Below are 14,013 nucleotides of genomic sequence, written 5' to 3'. Positions count from 1 at the left end.
GCGGCGGAGATAAGAGACTCACATGTCTGACAGGCAGATGAAGGGCATCCTGGGCACCAAGCTCGGCATGACCCAGGTCTTCGACGAGCAGAACCGGGTTGTCCCGGTCACCGTCGTCAAGGCCGGTCCGAACGTGGTCACCCAGGTTCGGACCCAGGACAAGGACGGCTACGCGGCCGTGCAGCTGGCGTTCGGCGCGGTCGACCCGCGCAAGGTGAACAAGCCGCGCACCGGCCACTTCGACAAGGCGGGCGTGACTCCGCGCCGGTTCCTCGCCGAGCTGCGCACCACCGACGCCGAGACCTACGAGGTCGGCCAGGAGATCACCGCCGAGGTGTTCGCCGCCGGCGTCGAGGTCGACGTGACCGGGACCAGCAAGGGCAAGGGCTACGCGGGTGTCATGAAGCGCCACGGCTTCAAGGGCCAGGGCGCGAGCCACGGTGCCCAGGCCGTGCACCGCAAGCCGGGTTCGATCGGTGGCTGCGCCACCCCCGGCCGCGTCTTCAAGGGCCTGCGCATGGCGGGCCGGATGGGCAACGACCGGGTCACCACGCAGAACCTGACCGTGCACGCCGTGCGTGCCGAGGACGGTCTGCTGCTGATCAAGGGCGCTGTGCCCGGTCCCAAGGGCGGCCTGCTGTTCGTGCGCAGCGCCGCGAAGGGTGGTAACTCCGAATGACAAGCGTCGAGCTGAAGACCCCGGCCGGTAAAGCCGACGGCACCGTGGACCTCCCCGAGGAGATCTTCGACGTGCAGGCCAATGTCGCGCTGATGCACCAGGTCGTGGTGGCCCAGCAGGCCGCCGCGCGCCAGGGCACGCACGACACGAAGACCCGTGGTGAGGTTCGCGGTGGCGGCAAGAAGCCGTACCGCCAGAAGGGCACCGGCCGTGCCCGCCAGGGTTCGACCCGCGCGCCGCAGTTCGCCGGCGGTGGCGTCGTCCACGGCCCCACGCCGCGTGACTACTCGCAGCGCACCCCGAAGAAGATGAAGGCCGCCGCTCTGCGTGGCGCCCTCTCCGACCGGGCCCGCGCCGGCCAGCTGCACGTCGTCACCGAGCTGGTGACCGGCGAGAAGCCGTCGACCAAGGCCGCCAAGACCGCCCTCGCCGCCGTCACGGCCGCGAAGCGCGTGCTCGTGGTGCTGGACCGGGCCGACGAGCTGAGCTGGGTTTCCCTGCGGAACCTGCCCGAGGTGCACATCCTCTGGGCCGACCAGCTCAACACCTACGACGTGCTGGTCAACGACGACGTCGTGTTCACCAAGGCCGCGTACGACGCGTTCGTCGCCGGCCCCGTCCGTGGCAAGTCCGTCAAGGCTTCCGCGCGGTCGGGCGAGGTCACGGAAGGGAGTGACGAGAAGTGAGTTCGGTCGCCATTCCGGACCCCCGCGACATCCTGCTCGCGCCGGTCATCTCGGAGAAGTCCTACGGGCTGCTCGAGGACCACAAGTACACGTTCATCGTCCGCCCGGACGCCAACAAGACCCAGATCAAGATCGCGGTCGAAAAGGTGTTCGGCGTCAAGGTGGTCAGCGTCAACACGGCCAACCGCCAGGGCAAGCGGAAGCGGACTCGCGCCGGCTTCGGCAAGCGCAAGGACACCAAGCGCGCCATCGTGACTCTTTCGCCCGAAAGCAAGGCGATCGAGATCTTCGGCGGACCCACCGCGTAAAGGACTGAGCTGACAATGGGCATCCGCAAGTACAAGCCGACGACCCCGGGTCGTCGCGGTTCGAGCGTCTCGGACTTCGCCGAGATCACCCGCTCCACCCCGGAGAAGTCGCTGCTTCGTCCGCTGAGCGGTTCGGGCGGTCGCAACTCGTCCGGCAAGATCACCACCCGGCACAAGGGTGGCGGCCACAAGCGCGCCTACCGCGTCATCGACTTCCGTCGCAATGACAAGGACGGCATCCCCGCCAAGGTCGCGCACATCGAGTACGACCCCAACCGGTCCGCTCGCATCGCGCTGCTGCACTACGCCGACGGCGAGAAGCGCTACATCATCGCGCCGGAGAAGCTGAAGCAGGGCGACACCGTCGAGAACGGCCCCCGGGCCGACATCAAGCCGGGCAACAACCTGCCGCTGCGCAACATCCCGGTCGGCACCGTGATCCACGCGATCGAGCTCCGCCCCGGCGGCGGCGCGAAGATGGCGCGGTCCGCGGGCGCGAAGGTGCAGCTCGTCGCCAAGGACGGTCCGTACGCCCAGCTGCGTCTCCCCTCGGGCGAGATCCGCAACGTGGACGTGCGCAATCGCGCCACGGTCGGCGAGGTCGGCAACTCCGAGCACGCCAACATCAACTGGGGCAAGGCCGGCCGCAACCGCTGGCGCGGCAAGCGCCCCACGGTCCGCGGTGTCGTCATGAACCCGGTCGACCACCCGCACGGTGGTGGTGAGGGCAAGACCTCCGGTGGTCGCCACCCGGTCAACCCGAACGGTAAGCCCGAGGGCCGCACGCGTCGCCGCAAGGCTTCCGACGCCCTCATCGTCCGCCGCCGTCGCACCGGCAAGAACAAGCGCTGAGCAGGGAGGTAGAAGCACATGCCACGCAGCCTTAAGAAGGGCCCGTTCGTGGACGACCACCTGCTCAAGAAGGTGGACGCGCTGAACGAATCGGGCAAGAAGACGGTCATCAAGACCTGGTCGCGCCGCTCGACGATCATCCCGGACTTCCTGGGTCACACGATCGCCGTGCACGACGGACGCAAGCACGTCCCGGTGTTCGTCACCGAGGCCATGGTGGGTCACAAGCTGGGCGAGTTCGCCCCGACGCGGACCTTCAAGGGCCACATCAAGGACGACCGCAAGTCGCGCCGCCGCTGAGCGGGCACGAAACAAGACAAGGGAAGTAGCGATGAACGCCCAGAACGACGTGACGACCGAGGCTGAACTGCCTACGGCGTACGCGCGGGCTCGCTTCGTCCGGGACTCGCCGACCAAGGTGCGCCGGGTGATCGAGCTCATCAAGGGACGTAGCGCCGCCGACGCCTTGGCCGTGCTCCGGTTCGCCCCCCAGGCGGCCAGCGAGCCGGTCGCGAAGGTGCTCGCCAGCGCCGTGGCCAACGCCGAGAACAACCTTCAGCTGGACCCGGAGACGCTCTGGGTCAAGAACGCGTACGCCGACGAGGGCCCCACCCTCAAGCGCATCCGCCCGCGGGCCCAGGGCCGCGCGTACCGGATCCGCAAGCGGACCAGCCACATCACCGTCGAGGTGGAGTCGCGTCCGGCCGTCGCGCAGAAGGCTCAGAGCAAGAAGAAGGCAGGTGGCCGGTAGTGGGCCAGAAGATCAACCCGCACGGTTTCCGCCTGGGTATCACCACGGACTGGAAGTCGCGCTGGTACGCCGACAAGCAGTACGCCGAGTACGTGGCCGAGGACGTCAAGATCCGCAAGCTCCTCGCCACCGGCATGGAGCGCGCGGGCATCTCCAAGGTCGAGATCGAGCGCACCCGTGACCGCGTCCGCGTGGACATCCACACCGCCCGGCCGGGCATCGTCATCGGCCGCCGCGGTGCGGAGGCCGACCGGATCCGCGGCGCGCTGGAGAAGCTGACCAAGAAGCAGGTCCAGCTGAACATCCTCGAGGTCAAGAACCCCGAGGCCGACGCCCAGCTGGTCGCCCAGGCGGTCGCGGAGCAGCTCTCCAACCGCGTGGCGTTCCGCCGCGCGATGCGGAAGGCGATCCAGACCTCCATGCGCTCGCCGCAGGTCAAGGGCATCCGCGTGCAGTGCGGCGGTCGTCTCGGCGGTGCCGAGATGTCCCGCTCCGAGCACTACCGCGACGGCCGCGTCCCGCTGCACACGCTGCGCGCCGACATCGACTACGGCTTCTTCGAGGCCAAGACGACGTTCGGTCGCATCGGCGTCAAGGTGTGGATCTACAAGGGTGAGCTCGTCGGTGGCCTGAAGGCCCGCGAAGCCCGTGACGCCGCCGAGCGTGCGCCGCGCGGTGGTCGCGACCGCAGCGACCGGCCGTCCCGTCCGCGTCGTTCCGGCGCCTCGGGCACGACCGCCACCTCGACCGAAGCCGGTCGTGCGGCCGCGGCCGCGACGACCGATGCCCCGGCGGCCCCGGCCACCGAGACCGCAGAAAAGACGGAGGGCTGAGACGTGCTCATCCCGCGCAGGGTCAAGCACCGGAAGCAGCACTCCCCGAAGCGCCACGGCGCCGCCAAGGGTGGCACGAAGGTCAGCTTCGGCGAGTACGGCATCCAGGCGCTTGAGCACAGCTACGTGACGAACCGGCAGATCGAGTCCGCTCGTATCGCCATGACCCGTCACATCAAGCGTGGTGGCAAGGTGTGGACGACCATCTACCCGGACCGCCCGCTGACCAAGAAGCCGGCCGAGACCCGCATGGGTTCCGGTAAGGGTTCGCCCGAGTGGTGGATCGCCAACGTGAAGCCGGGCCGCGTGATGTTCGAGATCTCGTTCCCGAACGAGGAGACGGCTCGCGAGGCGCTGCGCCGCGCGATCCACAAGCTGCCCATGAAGTGCCGCATCGTGACCCGTGAAGGTGGTGAGTTCTGATGGCTAACGCAGGTGCCGCTCAGGCATCGGAGCTGCGTGAGCTCACCGCGGAAGAGCTCGTCCTGCGTCTGAAGGAATACAAGGAGGAGCTCTTCAACCTCCGCTTCCAGATGGCGACCGGGCAGCTCGACAACAACCGCCGTCTGCGCACCGTCCGCACGGACATCGCGCGGATCTACACGGTCATGCGCGAGCGCGAACTCGGCCTGTCCGTTGCCCCCGACGCCGAGAGTGAAGGTGCCGCATGAGCGAGCCCACCACCGAGACGCCGGCCCGGAACGACCGCAAGGTCCGCGAGGGCTACGTCGTCTCGGACAAGATGAACAAGACGATCGTGGTCGAGCTCGAGGACCGCAAGAAGCACCCCCGTTACTCGAAGGTCGTCCGCACCACCTCCAAGGTGAAGGTGCACGACGAGAACAACGAGGCGGGCGTGGGCGACCGGGTCACCCTGATGGAGACCCGCCCGCTGTCGGCATCGAAGCGGTGGCGCCTGGTGCAGATCGTGGAGAAGGCCAAGTAAGCAGGGCTCTTTAAGAGTTCTTAGTTCCGCAAGGCTCGCTCGTCCGGGCGAGAACCGGCGCGACATACAGGAGTAGACGTGATCCAGCAGGAGTCGCGGCTTCGGGTAGCCGACAACACGGGTGCGAAGGAAATCCTCTGCATCCGCGTTCTCGGTGGCTCCGGGCGGCGCTACGCCGGCATCGGCGACATCATCGTCGCCACCGTGAAGGACGCCATCCCGGCTGCCGGGGTGAAGAAGGGCGACGTCGTCAAGGCCGTCATCGTCCGCACGGTCAAGGAGCGCCGTCGTCCGGACGGTTCCTACATCCGGTTCGACGAGAACGCCGCCGTGCTCATCAAGAACGACAACGAGCCCCGCGGCACCCGCATCTTCGGTCCGGTGGGCCGCGAGCTGCGCGACCGAAAGTTCATGAAGATCATTTCGCTCGCGCCGGAGGTGCTGTGATGAAGGTGAAGAAGGGCGACACGGTCGTCGTCATCGCCGGCAAGGACAAGGGCGCCAAGGGCAAGGTCATCCAGGCTTACCCGGAGCGCGAGCGCGTGCTGGTCGAGGGCGTGAACCGGATCAAGAAGCACACGCGGATCAGCCAGACCCAGCGCGGTGCGCAGTCCGGCGGCATCGTCACGCAGGAGGCGCCCATCCACGTCTCGAACGTGATGGTCGTCGACTCGGACGGCAAGCCGGCCCGGGTGGGTTACCGCATCGGCGAGGACGGCAAGAAGGTCCGGATCTCGCGCCGGAACGGTAAGGACATCTGATGACCACCGCAGAGAAGGTCGCGCCGCGCCTCAAGGTGCGCTACCGCGACGAGATCAAGGGCCAGCTGCAGGCTGAATTCTCCTTCGAGAACGTCCACCAGATCCCGGGCGTGACGAAGGTCGTCGTGAACATGGGCGTCGGCGACGCCGCCCGCGACAGCAAGCTGATCGAGGGTGCGGTCAAGGACCTCGCCCTGATCACCGGCCAGAAGCCCGAGGTCCGGAAGGCCCGCAAGTCCATCGCGCAGTTCAAGCTGCGCGAGGGCCAGCCGATCGGCGCGCGCGTCACGCTGCGCGGCGACCGGATGTGGGAGTTCCTCGACCGGCTGCTGACCATCGCGCTGCCGCGTATCCGCGACTTCCGCGGGCTTTCGCCGAAGCAGTTCGACGGCCACGGCAACTACACGTTCGGTCTCAACGAGCAGTCGATGTTCCACGAGATCGACCCCGACTCCATCGACCGCCCCCGCGGCATGGACGTCACCGTCGTCACGACCGCCACGAACGACGACGAGGGCCGGGCGCTGCTGCGCAAGCTCGGCTTCCCGTTCAAGGAGAACTGAGCCGATGGCCAAGAAAGCACTGGTCCACAAGGCCGCGAAGAAGCCGAAGTTCGCCGTGCGCGCCTACACCCGCTGCCAGCGGTGCGGCCGCCCGCACGCCGTGTTCCGCAAGTTCGGGCTCTGCCGGATCTGCCTTCGCGAGATGGCGCACGCGGGCGAGCTGCCCGGCGTCCGCAAGTCCAGCTGGTAAGAGCTTCTTTTTAACTCCAGATTCGCCACAGGCCCTGCCGCCCGTGTACCGGGCGGCGGGGAACCAGGCGAGAAAGGTTGACAGGTCACCATGACGATGACCGACCCCATCGCAGACTTCTTGACGCGTCTGCGCAACGCGAACTCGGCGTACCACGACGAGGTCAAGCTCCCGCACTCGAAGCTCAAGGCGAACATCGCCGAGATCCTCAAGCGCGAGGGCTACATCGCGGGTTACCACGACGAGCCGGGCGAGAAGCACAAGAACCTCGTCGTCGAGCTCAAGTACGGCCCCAACCGTGAGCGGAGCATCGCCGGCCTGCGGCGCGTCTCCAAGCCCGGTCTGCGGGTCTACGCAAAGTCCACCGAACTGCCGTCGGTCCTCGGCGGCCTGGGCATCGCGATCATTTCGACGTCCGGTGGCCTGCAGACGGACCGGCAGGCCAAGCGCAACAGCGTGGGCGGCGAAGTCCTCGCCTACGTCTGGTAAGGGAAGGGGTAAAGGCATGTCACGCATCGGAAAGCTGCCGGTCGCCGTCCCTTCCGGGGTCGAGGTGACCATCGACGGTCAGCACATCACGGTCAAGGGGCCGAAGGGCACCCTCGAGCACACCGTCGCCGAGCCGATCACCGTCGAGCGCGACGAGGACGGCACGCTGCTGGTGAAGCGCCCGGACGACGAGCGCAACTCCAAGGCGCTGCACGGGCTCACCCGCACGCTGGTGAACAACCTCGTCGTCGGCGTCACCGCCGGCTACGAGAAGAAGATGGAAATCCACGGCGTGGGTTACCGCGTGCAGGCCAAGGGCTCGGACCTCGAGTTCGCCCTCGGCTACTCGCACCCGGTCAAGATCGAGGCCCCCGAGGGCATCACCTTCAAGGTGGAGACCCCGACCCGGTTCTCGGTCTCGGGCATCGACAAGCAGAAGGTCGGCCAGATCTCGGCCGTCATCCGCAAGCTGCGGCGCCCGGACCCGTACAAGGGCAAGGGCCTGCGCTACGAGGGTGAGAAGATCCGCCGCAAGGTCGGAAAGACGGGTAAGTGATCATGAGCGACACGACTACGAAGCGCAAGCCGGTGGGCAAGGACATCTCGACCCGCCGCCGCGTCGCGAAGGCCCGTCGGCACTTCCGGCTCCGCAAGAAGGTCTCGGGCACCGAGCAGCGTCCGCGCCTGGTCGTCAAGCGGTCCTCGCGGCACATCGCCGTGCAGGTGATCGACGACCTCGCCGGCCACACGCTGGCGTCGGCGTCCACCCTCGAGGCGGACGTCCGGGCGGTCGACGGCGACAAGAAGGCCAAGGCCGCCAAGGTCGGGGCCCTCGTCGCCGAGCGGGCCAAGAACGCCGGGATCTCGGCTGTGGTGTTCGACCGTGGCGGCAACGCCTACCACGGCCGCATCGCCGCGCTCGCCGACGCCGCCCGTGAGGCGGGGTTGGAGTTCTGACGATGCAGCAGTTCGTGAATGGAAGGAAAGCCTGATGCCGGGACGTACACGGCAATTCGGCGGCGGCCAGGGTGGACCCGGCGGGCAGGGCGGCAACGACCGCGGTGACCGTCGCGACCGCCGGGACCGGCGCGACAGCGGCCGTGGCGGGGCGGCCCAGGACAAGACCCCGCACCTCGAGAAGGTCGTGACGATCAACCGCGTCGCCAAGGTCGTCAAGGGTGGTCGTCGCTTCAGCTTCACCGCCCTGGTGGTCGTCGGCGACGGCGACGGTCAGGTCGGCGTCGGCTACGGCAAGGCCAAGGAAGTTCCCGCGGCCATCGCCAAGGGCGTCGAGGAAGCGAAGAAGAACTTCTTCCGCGTCCCGCGCGTCGGCGGCACCATTCCGCACCCGATCCAGGGTGAGGAAGCCGCCGGTGTGGTCCTGCTCCGCCCGGCTTCCGCCGGTACCGGCGTCATCGCCGGTGGCCCGGTGCGCGCCGTGCTGGAGTGCGCGGGTGTCCACGACGTGCTGTCGAAGTCGCTCGGCTCCGACAACGCGATCAACATCGTGCACGCGACCGTGGCGGCCCTGAAGGGTCTGCAGCGTCCCGAAGAGGTGGCGGCCCGCCGTGGCCTGCCGCTCGAGGACGTCGCCCCGGCCCGGATGCTGCGCCAGCGTGCCGGCCAGGGGGTCTGACATGGCTCAGCTCAAGGTCACGCAGGTCAAGAGCAAGATCGGCACGAAGCACGCTCACCGCGAGTCGCTGCGCACCCTCGGGCTGCGCAAGATCCGCCAGAGCGTCGTGCGTGAAGACACCCCCCAGGTGCGCGGCCTGATCCACACCGTCCGCCACCTGGTGGAGGTCGAGGAGGTCGCGAGCGAGCTTGCGAGCAATTCGAAGGACACAGCATGACGGCGATTAAAATTCACCACCTGCGTCCGGCTCCGGGCGCCAAGCGCGACAAGATCCGCGTGGGCCGTGGTGAGGGTTCGAAGGGCAAGACGGCCGGTCGCGGTACGAAGGGCACCAAGGCCCGGAAGAACGTGCCGGCCCGGTTCGAGGGTGGGCAGATGCCCATCCAGATGCGGCTCCCGAAGCTCCGCGGCTTCAAGAACCGCTTCCGCACCGAGTACCAGCCGGTGAACGTGGGCGACATCGCCCGCGTCTTCCCGGACGGCGGCACCATCGGTGCCGACGAGCTGGTCAAGGGCGGTCTGGTCCGCAAGGGCAAGCTGGTGAAGGTCCTCGGCAACGGCGACGTGAACGGCGTCAAGCTGAACGTCACCGCCGACGCGTTCTCCGGCTCCGCCAAGGAGAAGCTCGAAGCGGCCGGTGGCTCCGCCACCACCAACTGAGGTTGCTCGTCCAAAGGCCCGTCCGGCTCCGCCGGACGGGCCTTTGGCATTCCGTGATCCGGGTGAAGGATTGGCGGGGTGAAAACCCATGCCCGCCGTTTCGCCGTGCCGGCGCTCGCCACGCTCGCGGGCGCGCTGACGATCATCGGTTCGTTCCTGCCGCTGTTCGTCCGTGACGAGCCGTTCGGCTTCGGAACCGAAAAGGTCCACTCGGTGATCGGCGCCTGGCGGTACTGGTACTCGTTCCCCGGCCAGGAAGAGCAGAGTTCGCCGTACACGCCGTTCGGCATCCCCCTGCTGCCGGCCGGCGCCCTCCTCCTGCTCGCGGCCGTCCTCGGCTCCCGAAGGGCAGGCCCGAAGACAACCGTCGTCGCGGCGGCCTTCCAACTCGGCACGGTCGGCACGGTGGCGATGCAGGGCGTGACCGTGGGGAACCCCAGCAGCGCCCGGGCGGAGATCACGTACGGAACCGGAATGTGGCTCCTGATCGCCGGAACGGCCCTGGCCGCGGCGGCCACGGCGCTGAGCTGGCGCACCCCCGCATCACCGGACAACCCCGACTGGGCCAACCCCGACGCGGCGTACGCGGACACGGACACCCCGCCATCGGGGGTGGTGATCACGGTGCTCCCGCCCGAGCGCGACTGAACGGCCGGATTCCTTGCCGCGACGGGAGTCCGGACGGAGTATCGGAGGGGTGGACAGAACGTCGCGGGAGCCGGCACCCCAGCCCGCTCCGCAGCCCGAGCCCGCCGGGGCCGCTGAGATAGCCAAGGCCGCTGGGCCCGCCGAGGTCGCCGGAGCCGCCGGGCCCGCCGGGGCCGCTGGTGCCCCTGAGGTCGCCAAGGCCGCGGAGGCTGGGCTCGTCGGGGCCGCTGGTGTCCCTGAGGTCGCCAAGGTCGCCGGGCCCGCGGAGGCTGGGCTCGCCGGGGCCGCTGGTGTCCCTGAGGTCGCCAAGGCCGCGGGGCCCGCCGAGGCTGGGCTCGCCGGGGCCGCTGAGTCGCCGTTGAGCTTCCCGGTGGAGGCACCAAGGCCCACCGGCCCCGAGCCAGGCGCGGGCGCGCCTGCGCCGGTCGCTGATTCGCCGCTCTCGTCGGCGGAGGGCGCACGGTCGCCTGTGGACCCGCTGGCCTTCCCCGCGGCGGCCACCCCGCTCACCGCCCCACCGCTGTTCCCCGCCGAAACCGCGCCCCCACCCCTGCCCTTCCCCGTCGCCGAAATACCCGGCATCCCCACACCAGCACTCCCGCCGGCCCCCCAAGCCGCACCGCCACCAGCGCCCACCGCACCTTCCCCCTGGTTCCGCTTCGGCCCACCCTTCCTCGCCGCCGTCGCCGCCCTCCTGGCCGTCGGCGGCTGCTTCCTCCCGCTCTTCCAGATGTTCCAGGAGCTCGACTTCCGCCAGGGCTTCGTCGACGCCCGCCTGACGATCACCCAGACCGCCTGGGGCAACCGCATCCAGGTCACCGGGCAGCCGCCGACCGATCGGCCTGCGCTGCCCGTCGGGATTCCGGTCGTCGTGGCGATCGTGGTGCTCGCCGTTGCCGCCTTCGCGGGCTTCTCGCGGCCGGAGCGTGGGCTCAGCCGGTGGCTGCTCTCGGCCGGGGCCGTCTTCACCGCCGGTGTCGTCACCACCATCGGGATGGGCCGGTTCGAGCTGGCCGCCATCGCCGGTGAAGAAGTCGCGCTGGAGGTCAGCACCGGCGCCGGCATGTGGCTGCTGGTCGCGGCCGCCGTCCTGGCCGCCGGTGCGGCCGTGGTGGCGTACCTGCCGAACCGGGCTCCCGGGTGGGCCGATCCGGCCGTCGCCTACGCCGACACCCCGACGCCGCCCTCCGGGGTCGCCATCACCGTCCTGCCACCGGAGGAACCCGAAGACCCCCGGCTACGGTGAACACGTGTGGGTCTTCTTCGGCGCCTCCGTCCTCGTCGCCCTTACGCCCGGCGCGAACAACCTGCTCGGCCTCCACCACGGCATGACGCACGGTGTTCGCCACGGCCTCGCCGGGCTGGGCGGCCGGCTGGCCGCCTTCACCCTGCTGATCGCCGCCGTCGCGGCCGGGCTGGGGCAGCTGCTGGCCGCCTCCGAGACCGCGCTGACGATCATCAAGTGGGCCGGTGCCGCCTACCTGCTCTACCTCGGCCTCCGCCTGCTGGTGTCCACCTTTCGGGGCCAAAACACCCCGAAAGAGCTGCCGAAAACGCCCACGACGGCCTGGCGCGTCACCCGCAAGGAGTTCGGCGTCGCCATCACCAACCCGAAGGCGATCCTGATCTTCACCGCCTTCGTCCCGCAGTTCATCGACCCAGGTCACGGCGCCTTTTCGACGCAGATCGCGCTGCTCGGCGCGGTCTACCTGCTGGCCGAGTTCCTGGCCGGCTCGGTCTACGTCGTGGCCGGCGCCGCCGTGAAGACGATCAAGCTGTCGCAAACGGCCCGGCGCAACGTCGACCGGGGGACCGGCGTGGTGCTCGTCGGCCTGGCCGGCGTGCTCGCGACGTCGAACGCCTGATCCACAAGTGTCAAGGAATACGGCCAAGACGGCGATGTGGATCAACCCGCCGGAGCAACCTTGGTACGGAAAACGCACACGGACTGCGGACACGCCCTGTGAAGCTGTTAGAGTCGGCGACACGCTTCGGGACGAGTGTGCCCCGAAGCGTTCCTGGCTTGCGTGCCAGTAGTGCTGTGTGTTCCCGCCGGCCCCGTGCCGGCCAAGCCGATCGTCGGTTAGGACAGCCGACGACGCCGAGGAGGTCCCCCGCGTGCTCAGCGCCTTCCGCTCGGCTCTCGCGACGCCGGATCTACGCAAGAAGATCCTGTTCACGCTAGCCATCGTCGCGGTTTACCGAATCGGTGCGACCATTCCGGCGCCCGGCATCTCGTACGGTGCCGTACAGGCCTGTAGCTCCCAGGCGCAGCAGGAGGGCGTCTACCAGCTGCTGAACCTGTTCAGCGGTGGTGCGCTGCTGCAGCTGTCGCTCTTCTCGACCGGCATCATGCCGTACATCACGGCGAGCATCATCATCCAGCTGCTCACCGTGGTCATCCCGCGGTTCGAGGAGCTGAAGAAGGAAGGGCAGTCCGGCCAGGGCAAGCTGACCCAGTACACGCGGTACCTGACGATCGCGCTGGCGATCCTGCAGGCCACCGGTGTGGTCGCGCTCGCGGACCGCAAGCAGCTCTTCCCCGACTGCGACCAGCCGATCATCCCGGACAACAGCGTCTACTCGCTGGCGATCATCGTCATCACCATGACCGCGGGCACCGCCGTCATGATGTGGCTGGGCGAGCTGATCACCGAGCGCGGCATCGGCAACGGCATGTCCGTCCTGATCTTCCTGAACATCGCGGCGCGCATCCCGGTCGAGGGCGGCAACATCCTCAGCAACGCCGGTGGCATCGGCCTGGCGATGGTCTGCGTCTTCGGCCTGGTGATCATCGCCAGCGTCATCTTCGTCGAGCAGGGGCAGCGCCGGATCCCGGTGCAGTACGCCAAGCGCATGATCGGCCGCCGGATGTACGGCGGCACGTCGACCTACCTGCCGATCAAGGTCAACCAGGCCGGCGTCATCCCGGTCATCTTCGCGTCGTCGCTGCTGTACCTGCCGGACCTGATCAGCCGCCTCGTCGGCAACGCGAACGCCGACTCCGGCTGGCAGGTCTTCATCACGAACTACATCGTGAACCAGTCCAGCTGGGTGCACATCGCGCTGTACTTCGGCCTGATCATCTTCTTCACGTACTTCTACATCACGATCACGTTCAACGTGGACGAGCGTGCGGAGGAGATGAAGAAGTTCGGTGGCTTCATCCCGGGCATCCGCCCCGGCCGCCCGACCGCCGAATACCTGAGCTTCGTGCTCGGCCGGATCACCCTGCCGGGCTCGCTCTACCTGGGCATCATCGCGATCCTTCCGAACTTCTTCCTGTCTCTGACCGGTAGCGGGAACAACCAGAACTTCCCGTTCGGTGGCACGGCTGTGCTGATCATGGTCGGTGTCGGCCTCGACACCGTGAAGCAGATCGAAAGCCAGCTGATGCAGCGCAACTACGAAGGGTTCTTGAAGTGACGCGCCTGGTTCTCGTCGGCCCGCCCGGTGCGGGCAAGGGCACGCAGGCGGTGGCCCTGTCGGAGCAGCTGCGCATCCCGCACATCTCCACGGGCGACCTGTTCCGCGCGCACGTCGGCCAGGAGACCCCGCTCGGCCAGGAGGCGAAGCGCTACCTGGACTCGGGCGAGCTCGTGCCCGACTCGGTGACCAACGAAATGGTGCGCGAGCGGCTCGCCGAGCCGGACGCCAAGGTCGGCTTCCTGCTCGACGGCTTCCCTCGCAACACCAAGCAGGCCGAGGTCCTCGGCGAGATCCTGGGCGACGCCGACGTCTCGCTCGACGCCGTCATCCAGCTCCAGGTCCCGGAGGACGTCGTCGTCGCGCGGCTCATGTCGCGCGGCCGGGCGGACGACACCGAAGAGGTCATCCGCCGCCGTCAGCAGATCTACGTGTCGGACACCGCGCCGCTGCTGGAGTACTACGCCGACATCCTGGTGACCGTCGACGGCGTCGGCAGTGTCGAGGAGATCTCCGGCCGGGTGCTGAAAGCGCTGCGCGACCGCACGTGAACCTCGGAGGATTGCGTGTTCTGCAAGTGCTCCG

At 68.5% G+C, this 14,013-nt stretch carries 25 protein-coding genes; all 25 read left to right on the top strand.

Going from position 1 to position 14,013, the window contains the following annotated elements:
* The first annotated feature begins 22 nt into the window (after nucleotides 1-22).
* The 25 genes from rplC (at nucleotide 23) to BLW76_RS05180 (ending at nucleotide 13,979) form a co-directional block, all read left to right on the top strand.
* On the top strand, nucleotides 23-679 hold the full coding sequence (gene rplC, locus BLW76_RS05300; RefSeq protein ID WP_003102093.1) for a 50S ribosomal protein L3: 657 nt from the start codon (nucleotides 23-25) through the stop codon (nucleotides 677-679).
* On the top strand, nucleotides 676-1,365 hold the full coding sequence (gene rplD / locus BLW76_RS05295; RefSeq protein ID WP_091304690.1) for a 50S ribosomal protein L4: 690 nt from the start codon (nucleotides 676-678) through the stop codon (nucleotides 1,363-1,365). Before rplC ends, rplD begins: the two co-directional genes overlap by 4 nt.
* A complete protein-coding gene (gene rplW / locus BLW76_RS05290; RefSeq protein ID WP_003102087.1) occupies nucleotides 1,362-1,673 on the top strand; it encodes a 50S ribosomal protein L23 in 312 nt (103 codons plus the stop codon). Before rplD ends, rplW begins: the two co-directional genes overlap by 4 nt.
* Nucleotides 1,674-1,688: 15 nt before the next feature.
* Nucleotides 1,689-2,525 (top strand): 50S ribosomal protein L2, encoded by an 837-nt coding sequence (gene rplB / locus BLW76_RS05285; RefSeq protein ID WP_003102084.1) that lies wholly within the window; start codon nucleotides 1,689-1,691, stop codon nucleotides 2,523-2,525.
* An 18-nt stretch (nucleotides 2,526-2,543) separates the two neighbouring features.
* Nucleotides 2,544-2,825, top strand: a complete 282-nt coding sequence (gene rpsS, locus BLW76_RS05280; RefSeq protein WP_003102083.1) for a 30S ribosomal protein S19 — start codon at nucleotides 2,544-2,546, stop codon at nucleotides 2,823-2,825.
* Nucleotides 2,826-2,856: 31 nt separating this feature from the next.
* Nucleotides 2,857-3,276: a 50S ribosomal protein L22 gene (gene rplV, locus BLW76_RS05275; RefSeq protein ID WP_086675501.1), complete on the top strand. Its 420-nt coding sequence runs from the start codon at nucleotides 2,857-2,859 to the stop codon at nucleotides 3,274-3,276.
* On the top strand, nucleotides 3,276-4,109 hold the full coding sequence (gene rpsC / locus BLW76_RS05270) for a 30S ribosomal protein S3 (protein ID WP_091304689.1): 834 nt from the start codon (nucleotides 3,276-3,278) through the stop codon (nucleotides 4,107-4,109). Before rplV ends, rpsC begins: the two co-directional genes overlap by 1 nt.
* A 3-nt stretch (nucleotides 4,110-4,112) precedes the next feature.
* Nucleotides 4,113-4,532 carry a 50S ribosomal protein L16 gene (rplP, locus tag BLW76_RS05265; RefSeq protein ID WP_004558864.1) on the top strand — a complete coding sequence of 140 codons (420 nt, stop codon included), beginning with the start codon at nucleotides 4,113-4,115 and terminating at the stop codon, nucleotides 4,530-4,532.
* Nucleotides 4,532-4,780 carry a 50S ribosomal protein L29 gene (gene rpmC, locus BLW76_RS05260; protein ID WP_013222608.1) on the top strand — a complete coding sequence of 83 codons (249 nt, stop codon included), beginning with the start codon at nucleotides 4,532-4,534 and terminating at the stop codon, nucleotides 4,778-4,780. Before rplP ends, rpmC begins: the two co-directional genes overlap by 1 nt.
* On the top strand, nucleotides 4,777-5,055 hold the full coding sequence (rpsQ, locus tag BLW76_RS05255) for a 30S ribosomal protein S17 (RefSeq protein ID WP_004558866.1): 279 nt from the start codon (nucleotides 4,777-4,779) through the stop codon (nucleotides 5,053-5,055). Before rpmC ends, rpsQ begins: the two co-directional genes overlap by 4 nt.
* A 78-nt stretch (nucleotides 5,056-5,133) precedes the next feature.
* The gene (gene rplN, locus BLW76_RS05250; protein WP_004558867.1) at nucleotides 5,134-5,502 is read left to right on the top strand and encodes a 50S ribosomal protein L14; all 369 of its coding nucleotides are present in this window, start codon (nucleotides 5,134-5,136) and stop codon (nucleotides 5,500-5,502) included.
* On the top strand, nucleotides 5,502-5,816 hold the full coding sequence (gene rplX / locus BLW76_RS05245; protein ID WP_013222610.1) for a 50S ribosomal protein L24: 315 nt from the start codon (nucleotides 5,502-5,504) through the stop codon (nucleotides 5,814-5,816). Before rplN ends, rplX begins: the two co-directional genes overlap by 1 nt.
* Nucleotides 5,816-6,379 (top strand): 50S ribosomal protein L5, encoded by a 564-nt coding sequence (gene rplE / locus BLW76_RS05240; protein WP_091304688.1) that lies wholly within the window; start codon nucleotides 5,816-5,818, stop codon nucleotides 6,377-6,379. Before rplX ends, rplE begins: the two co-directional genes overlap by 1 nt.
* Nucleotides 6,380-6,383: 4 nt before the next feature.
* Entirely contained in the window at nucleotides 6,384-6,569 is a 186-nt protein-coding gene (locus tag BLW76_RS05235; RefSeq protein WP_004558870.1) for a type Z 30S ribosomal protein S14, read from the top strand.
* A 90-nt stretch (nucleotides 6,570-6,659) separates the two neighbouring features.
* A complete protein-coding gene (gene rpsH, locus BLW76_RS05230) occupies nucleotides 6,660-7,058 on the top strand; it encodes a 30S ribosomal protein S8 (RefSeq protein ID WP_004558871.1) in 399 nt (132 codons plus the stop codon).
* A 16-nt stretch (nucleotides 7,059-7,074) separates the two neighbouring features.
* Nucleotides 7,075-7,614, top strand: coding sequence for a 50S ribosomal protein L6 (rplF, locus tag BLW76_RS05225; RefSeq protein WP_091304687.1), 540 nt, complete (start codon nucleotides 7,075-7,077; stop codon nucleotides 7,612-7,614).
* Nucleotides 7,615-7,616: 2 nt separating this feature from the next.
* On the top strand, nucleotides 7,617-8,015 hold the full coding sequence (gene rplR, locus BLW76_RS05220) for a 50S ribosomal protein L18 (RefSeq protein ID WP_167384469.1): 399 nt from the start codon (nucleotides 7,617-7,619) through the stop codon (nucleotides 8,013-8,015).
* A 34-nt stretch (nucleotides 8,016-8,049) separates the two neighbouring features.
* Nucleotides 8,050-8,694 (top strand): 30S ribosomal protein S5, encoded by a 645-nt coding sequence (gene rpsE, locus BLW76_RS05215; protein ID WP_004558874.1) that lies wholly within the window; start codon nucleotides 8,050-8,052, stop codon nucleotides 8,692-8,694.
* A gap of 1 nt (nucleotide 8,695) precedes the next feature.
* Nucleotides 8,696-8,911 carry a 50S ribosomal protein L30 gene (gene rpmD / locus BLW76_RS05210; RefSeq protein WP_091304685.1) on the top strand — a complete coding sequence of 72 codons (216 nt, stop codon included), beginning with the start codon at nucleotides 8,696-8,698 and terminating at the stop codon, nucleotides 8,909-8,911.
* On the top strand, nucleotides 8,908-9,354 hold the full coding sequence (gene rplO, locus BLW76_RS05205) for a 50S ribosomal protein L15 (protein WP_086842934.1): 447 nt from the start codon (nucleotides 8,908-8,910) through the stop codon (nucleotides 9,352-9,354). Before rpmD ends, rplO begins: the two co-directional genes overlap by 4 nt.
* 78 nt (nucleotides 9,355-9,432) lie before the next feature.
* Nucleotides 9,433-10,002, top strand: a complete 570-nt coding sequence (locus BLW76_RS05200; protein WP_143060539.1) for a hypothetical protein — start codon at nucleotides 9,433-9,435, stop codon at nucleotides 10,000-10,002.
* Nucleotides 10,003-10,471: 469 nt separating this feature from the next.
* Nucleotides 10,472-11,248, top strand: coding sequence for a hypothetical protein (locus BLW76_RS05195; protein WP_244170049.1), 777 nt, complete (start codon nucleotides 10,472-10,474; stop codon nucleotides 11,246-11,248).
* A 4-nt stretch (nucleotides 11,249-11,252) separates the two neighbouring features.
* The gene (locus tag BLW76_RS05190) at nucleotides 11,253-11,867 is read left to right on the top strand and encodes a LysE family translocator (protein ID WP_091304683.1); all 615 of its coding nucleotides are present in this window, start codon (nucleotides 11,253-11,255) and stop codon (nucleotides 11,865-11,867) included.
* A 253-nt stretch (nucleotides 11,868-12,120) separates the two neighbouring features.
* Nucleotides 12,121-13,428, top strand: a complete 1,308-nt coding sequence (secY, locus tag BLW76_RS05185; RefSeq protein WP_091304682.1) for a preprotein translocase subunit SecY — start codon at nucleotides 12,121-12,123, stop codon at nucleotides 13,426-13,428.
* On the top strand, nucleotides 13,425-13,979 hold the full coding sequence (locus BLW76_RS05180; RefSeq protein ID WP_091304681.1) for an adenylate kinase: 555 nt from the start codon (nucleotides 13,425-13,427) through the stop codon (nucleotides 13,977-13,979). The genes secY and BLW76_RS05180 overlap by 4 nt, the downstream gene beginning before the upstream one ends.
* The last annotated feature ends 34 nt before the right edge of the window (nucleotides 13,980-14,013 follow it).

Source organism: Amycolatopsis tolypomycina (assembly GCF_900105945.1).
GTDB lineage: Bacteria > Actinomycetota > Actinomycetes > Mycobacteriales > Pseudonocardiaceae > Amycolatopsis > Amycolatopsis tolypomycina.
This window is presented reverse-complemented; position numbering and strand designations above follow the sequence as displayed.

Bases quoted from the DNA above. Each gene is read 5' to 3' on its own strand.
- rplD (WP_091304690.1), top strand. From the start codon at position 676: ATGACAAGCGTCGAGCTGAAGACCCCGGCCGGTAAAGCCGACGGCACC.
- rplB (WP_003102084.1), top strand. From the start codon at position 1,689: ATGGGCATCCGCAAGTACAAGCCGACGACCCCGGGTCGTCGCGGTTCG.
- rplC (WP_003102093.1), top strand. From the start codon at position 23: ATGTCTGACAGGCAGATGAAGGGCATCCTGGGCACCAAGCTCGGCATG.
- rpsH (WP_004558871.1), top strand. From the start codon at position 6,660: ATGACGATGACCGACCCCATCGCAGACTTCTTGACGCGTCTGCGCAAC.
- BLW76_RS05235 (WP_004558870.1), top strand. From the start codon at position 6,384: ATGGCCAAGAAAGCACTGGTCCACAAGGCCGCGAAGAAGCCGAAGTTC.
- rpmD (WP_091304685.1), top strand. From the start codon at position 8,696: ATGGCTCAGCTCAAGGTCACGCAGGTCAAGAGCAAGATCGGCACGAAG.
- rplV (WP_086675501.1), top strand. From the start codon at position 2,857: ATGAACGCCCAGAACGACGTGACGACCGAGGCTGAACTGCCTACGGCG.
- rpsS (WP_003102083.1), top strand. From the start codon at position 2,544: ATGCCACGCAGCCTTAAGAAGGGCCCGTTCGTGGACGACCACCTGCTC.
- rpmC (WP_013222608.1), top strand. From the start codon at position 4,532: ATGGCTAACGCAGGTGCCGCTCAGGCATCGGAGCTGCGTGAGCTCACC.
- rplR (WP_167384469.1), top strand. From the start codon at position 7,617: ATGAGCGACACGACTACGAAGCGCAAGCCGGTGGGCAAGGACATCTCG.
- rplF (WP_091304687.1), top strand. From the start codon at position 7,075: ATGTCACGCATCGGAAAGCTGCCGGTCGCCGTCCCTTCCGGGGTCGAG.
- rpsQ (WP_004558866.1), top strand. From the start codon at position 4,777: ATGAGCGAGCCCACCACCGAGACGCCGGCCCGGAACGACCGCAAGGTC.
- rplX (WP_013222610.1), top strand. From the start codon at position 5,502: ATGAAGGTGAAGAAGGGCGACACGGTCGTCGTCATCGCCGGCAAGGAC.
- rplO (WP_086842934.1), top strand. From the start codon at position 8,908: ATGACGGCGATTAAAATTCACCACCTGCGTCCGGCTCCGGGCGCCAAG.
- rplE (WP_091304688.1), top strand. From the start codon at position 5,816: ATGACCACCGCAGAGAAGGTCGCGCCGCGCCTCAAGGTGCGCTACCGC.
- rpsE (WP_004558874.1), top strand. From the start codon at position 8,050: ATGCCGGGACGTACACGGCAATTCGGCGGCGGCCAGGGTGGACCCGGC.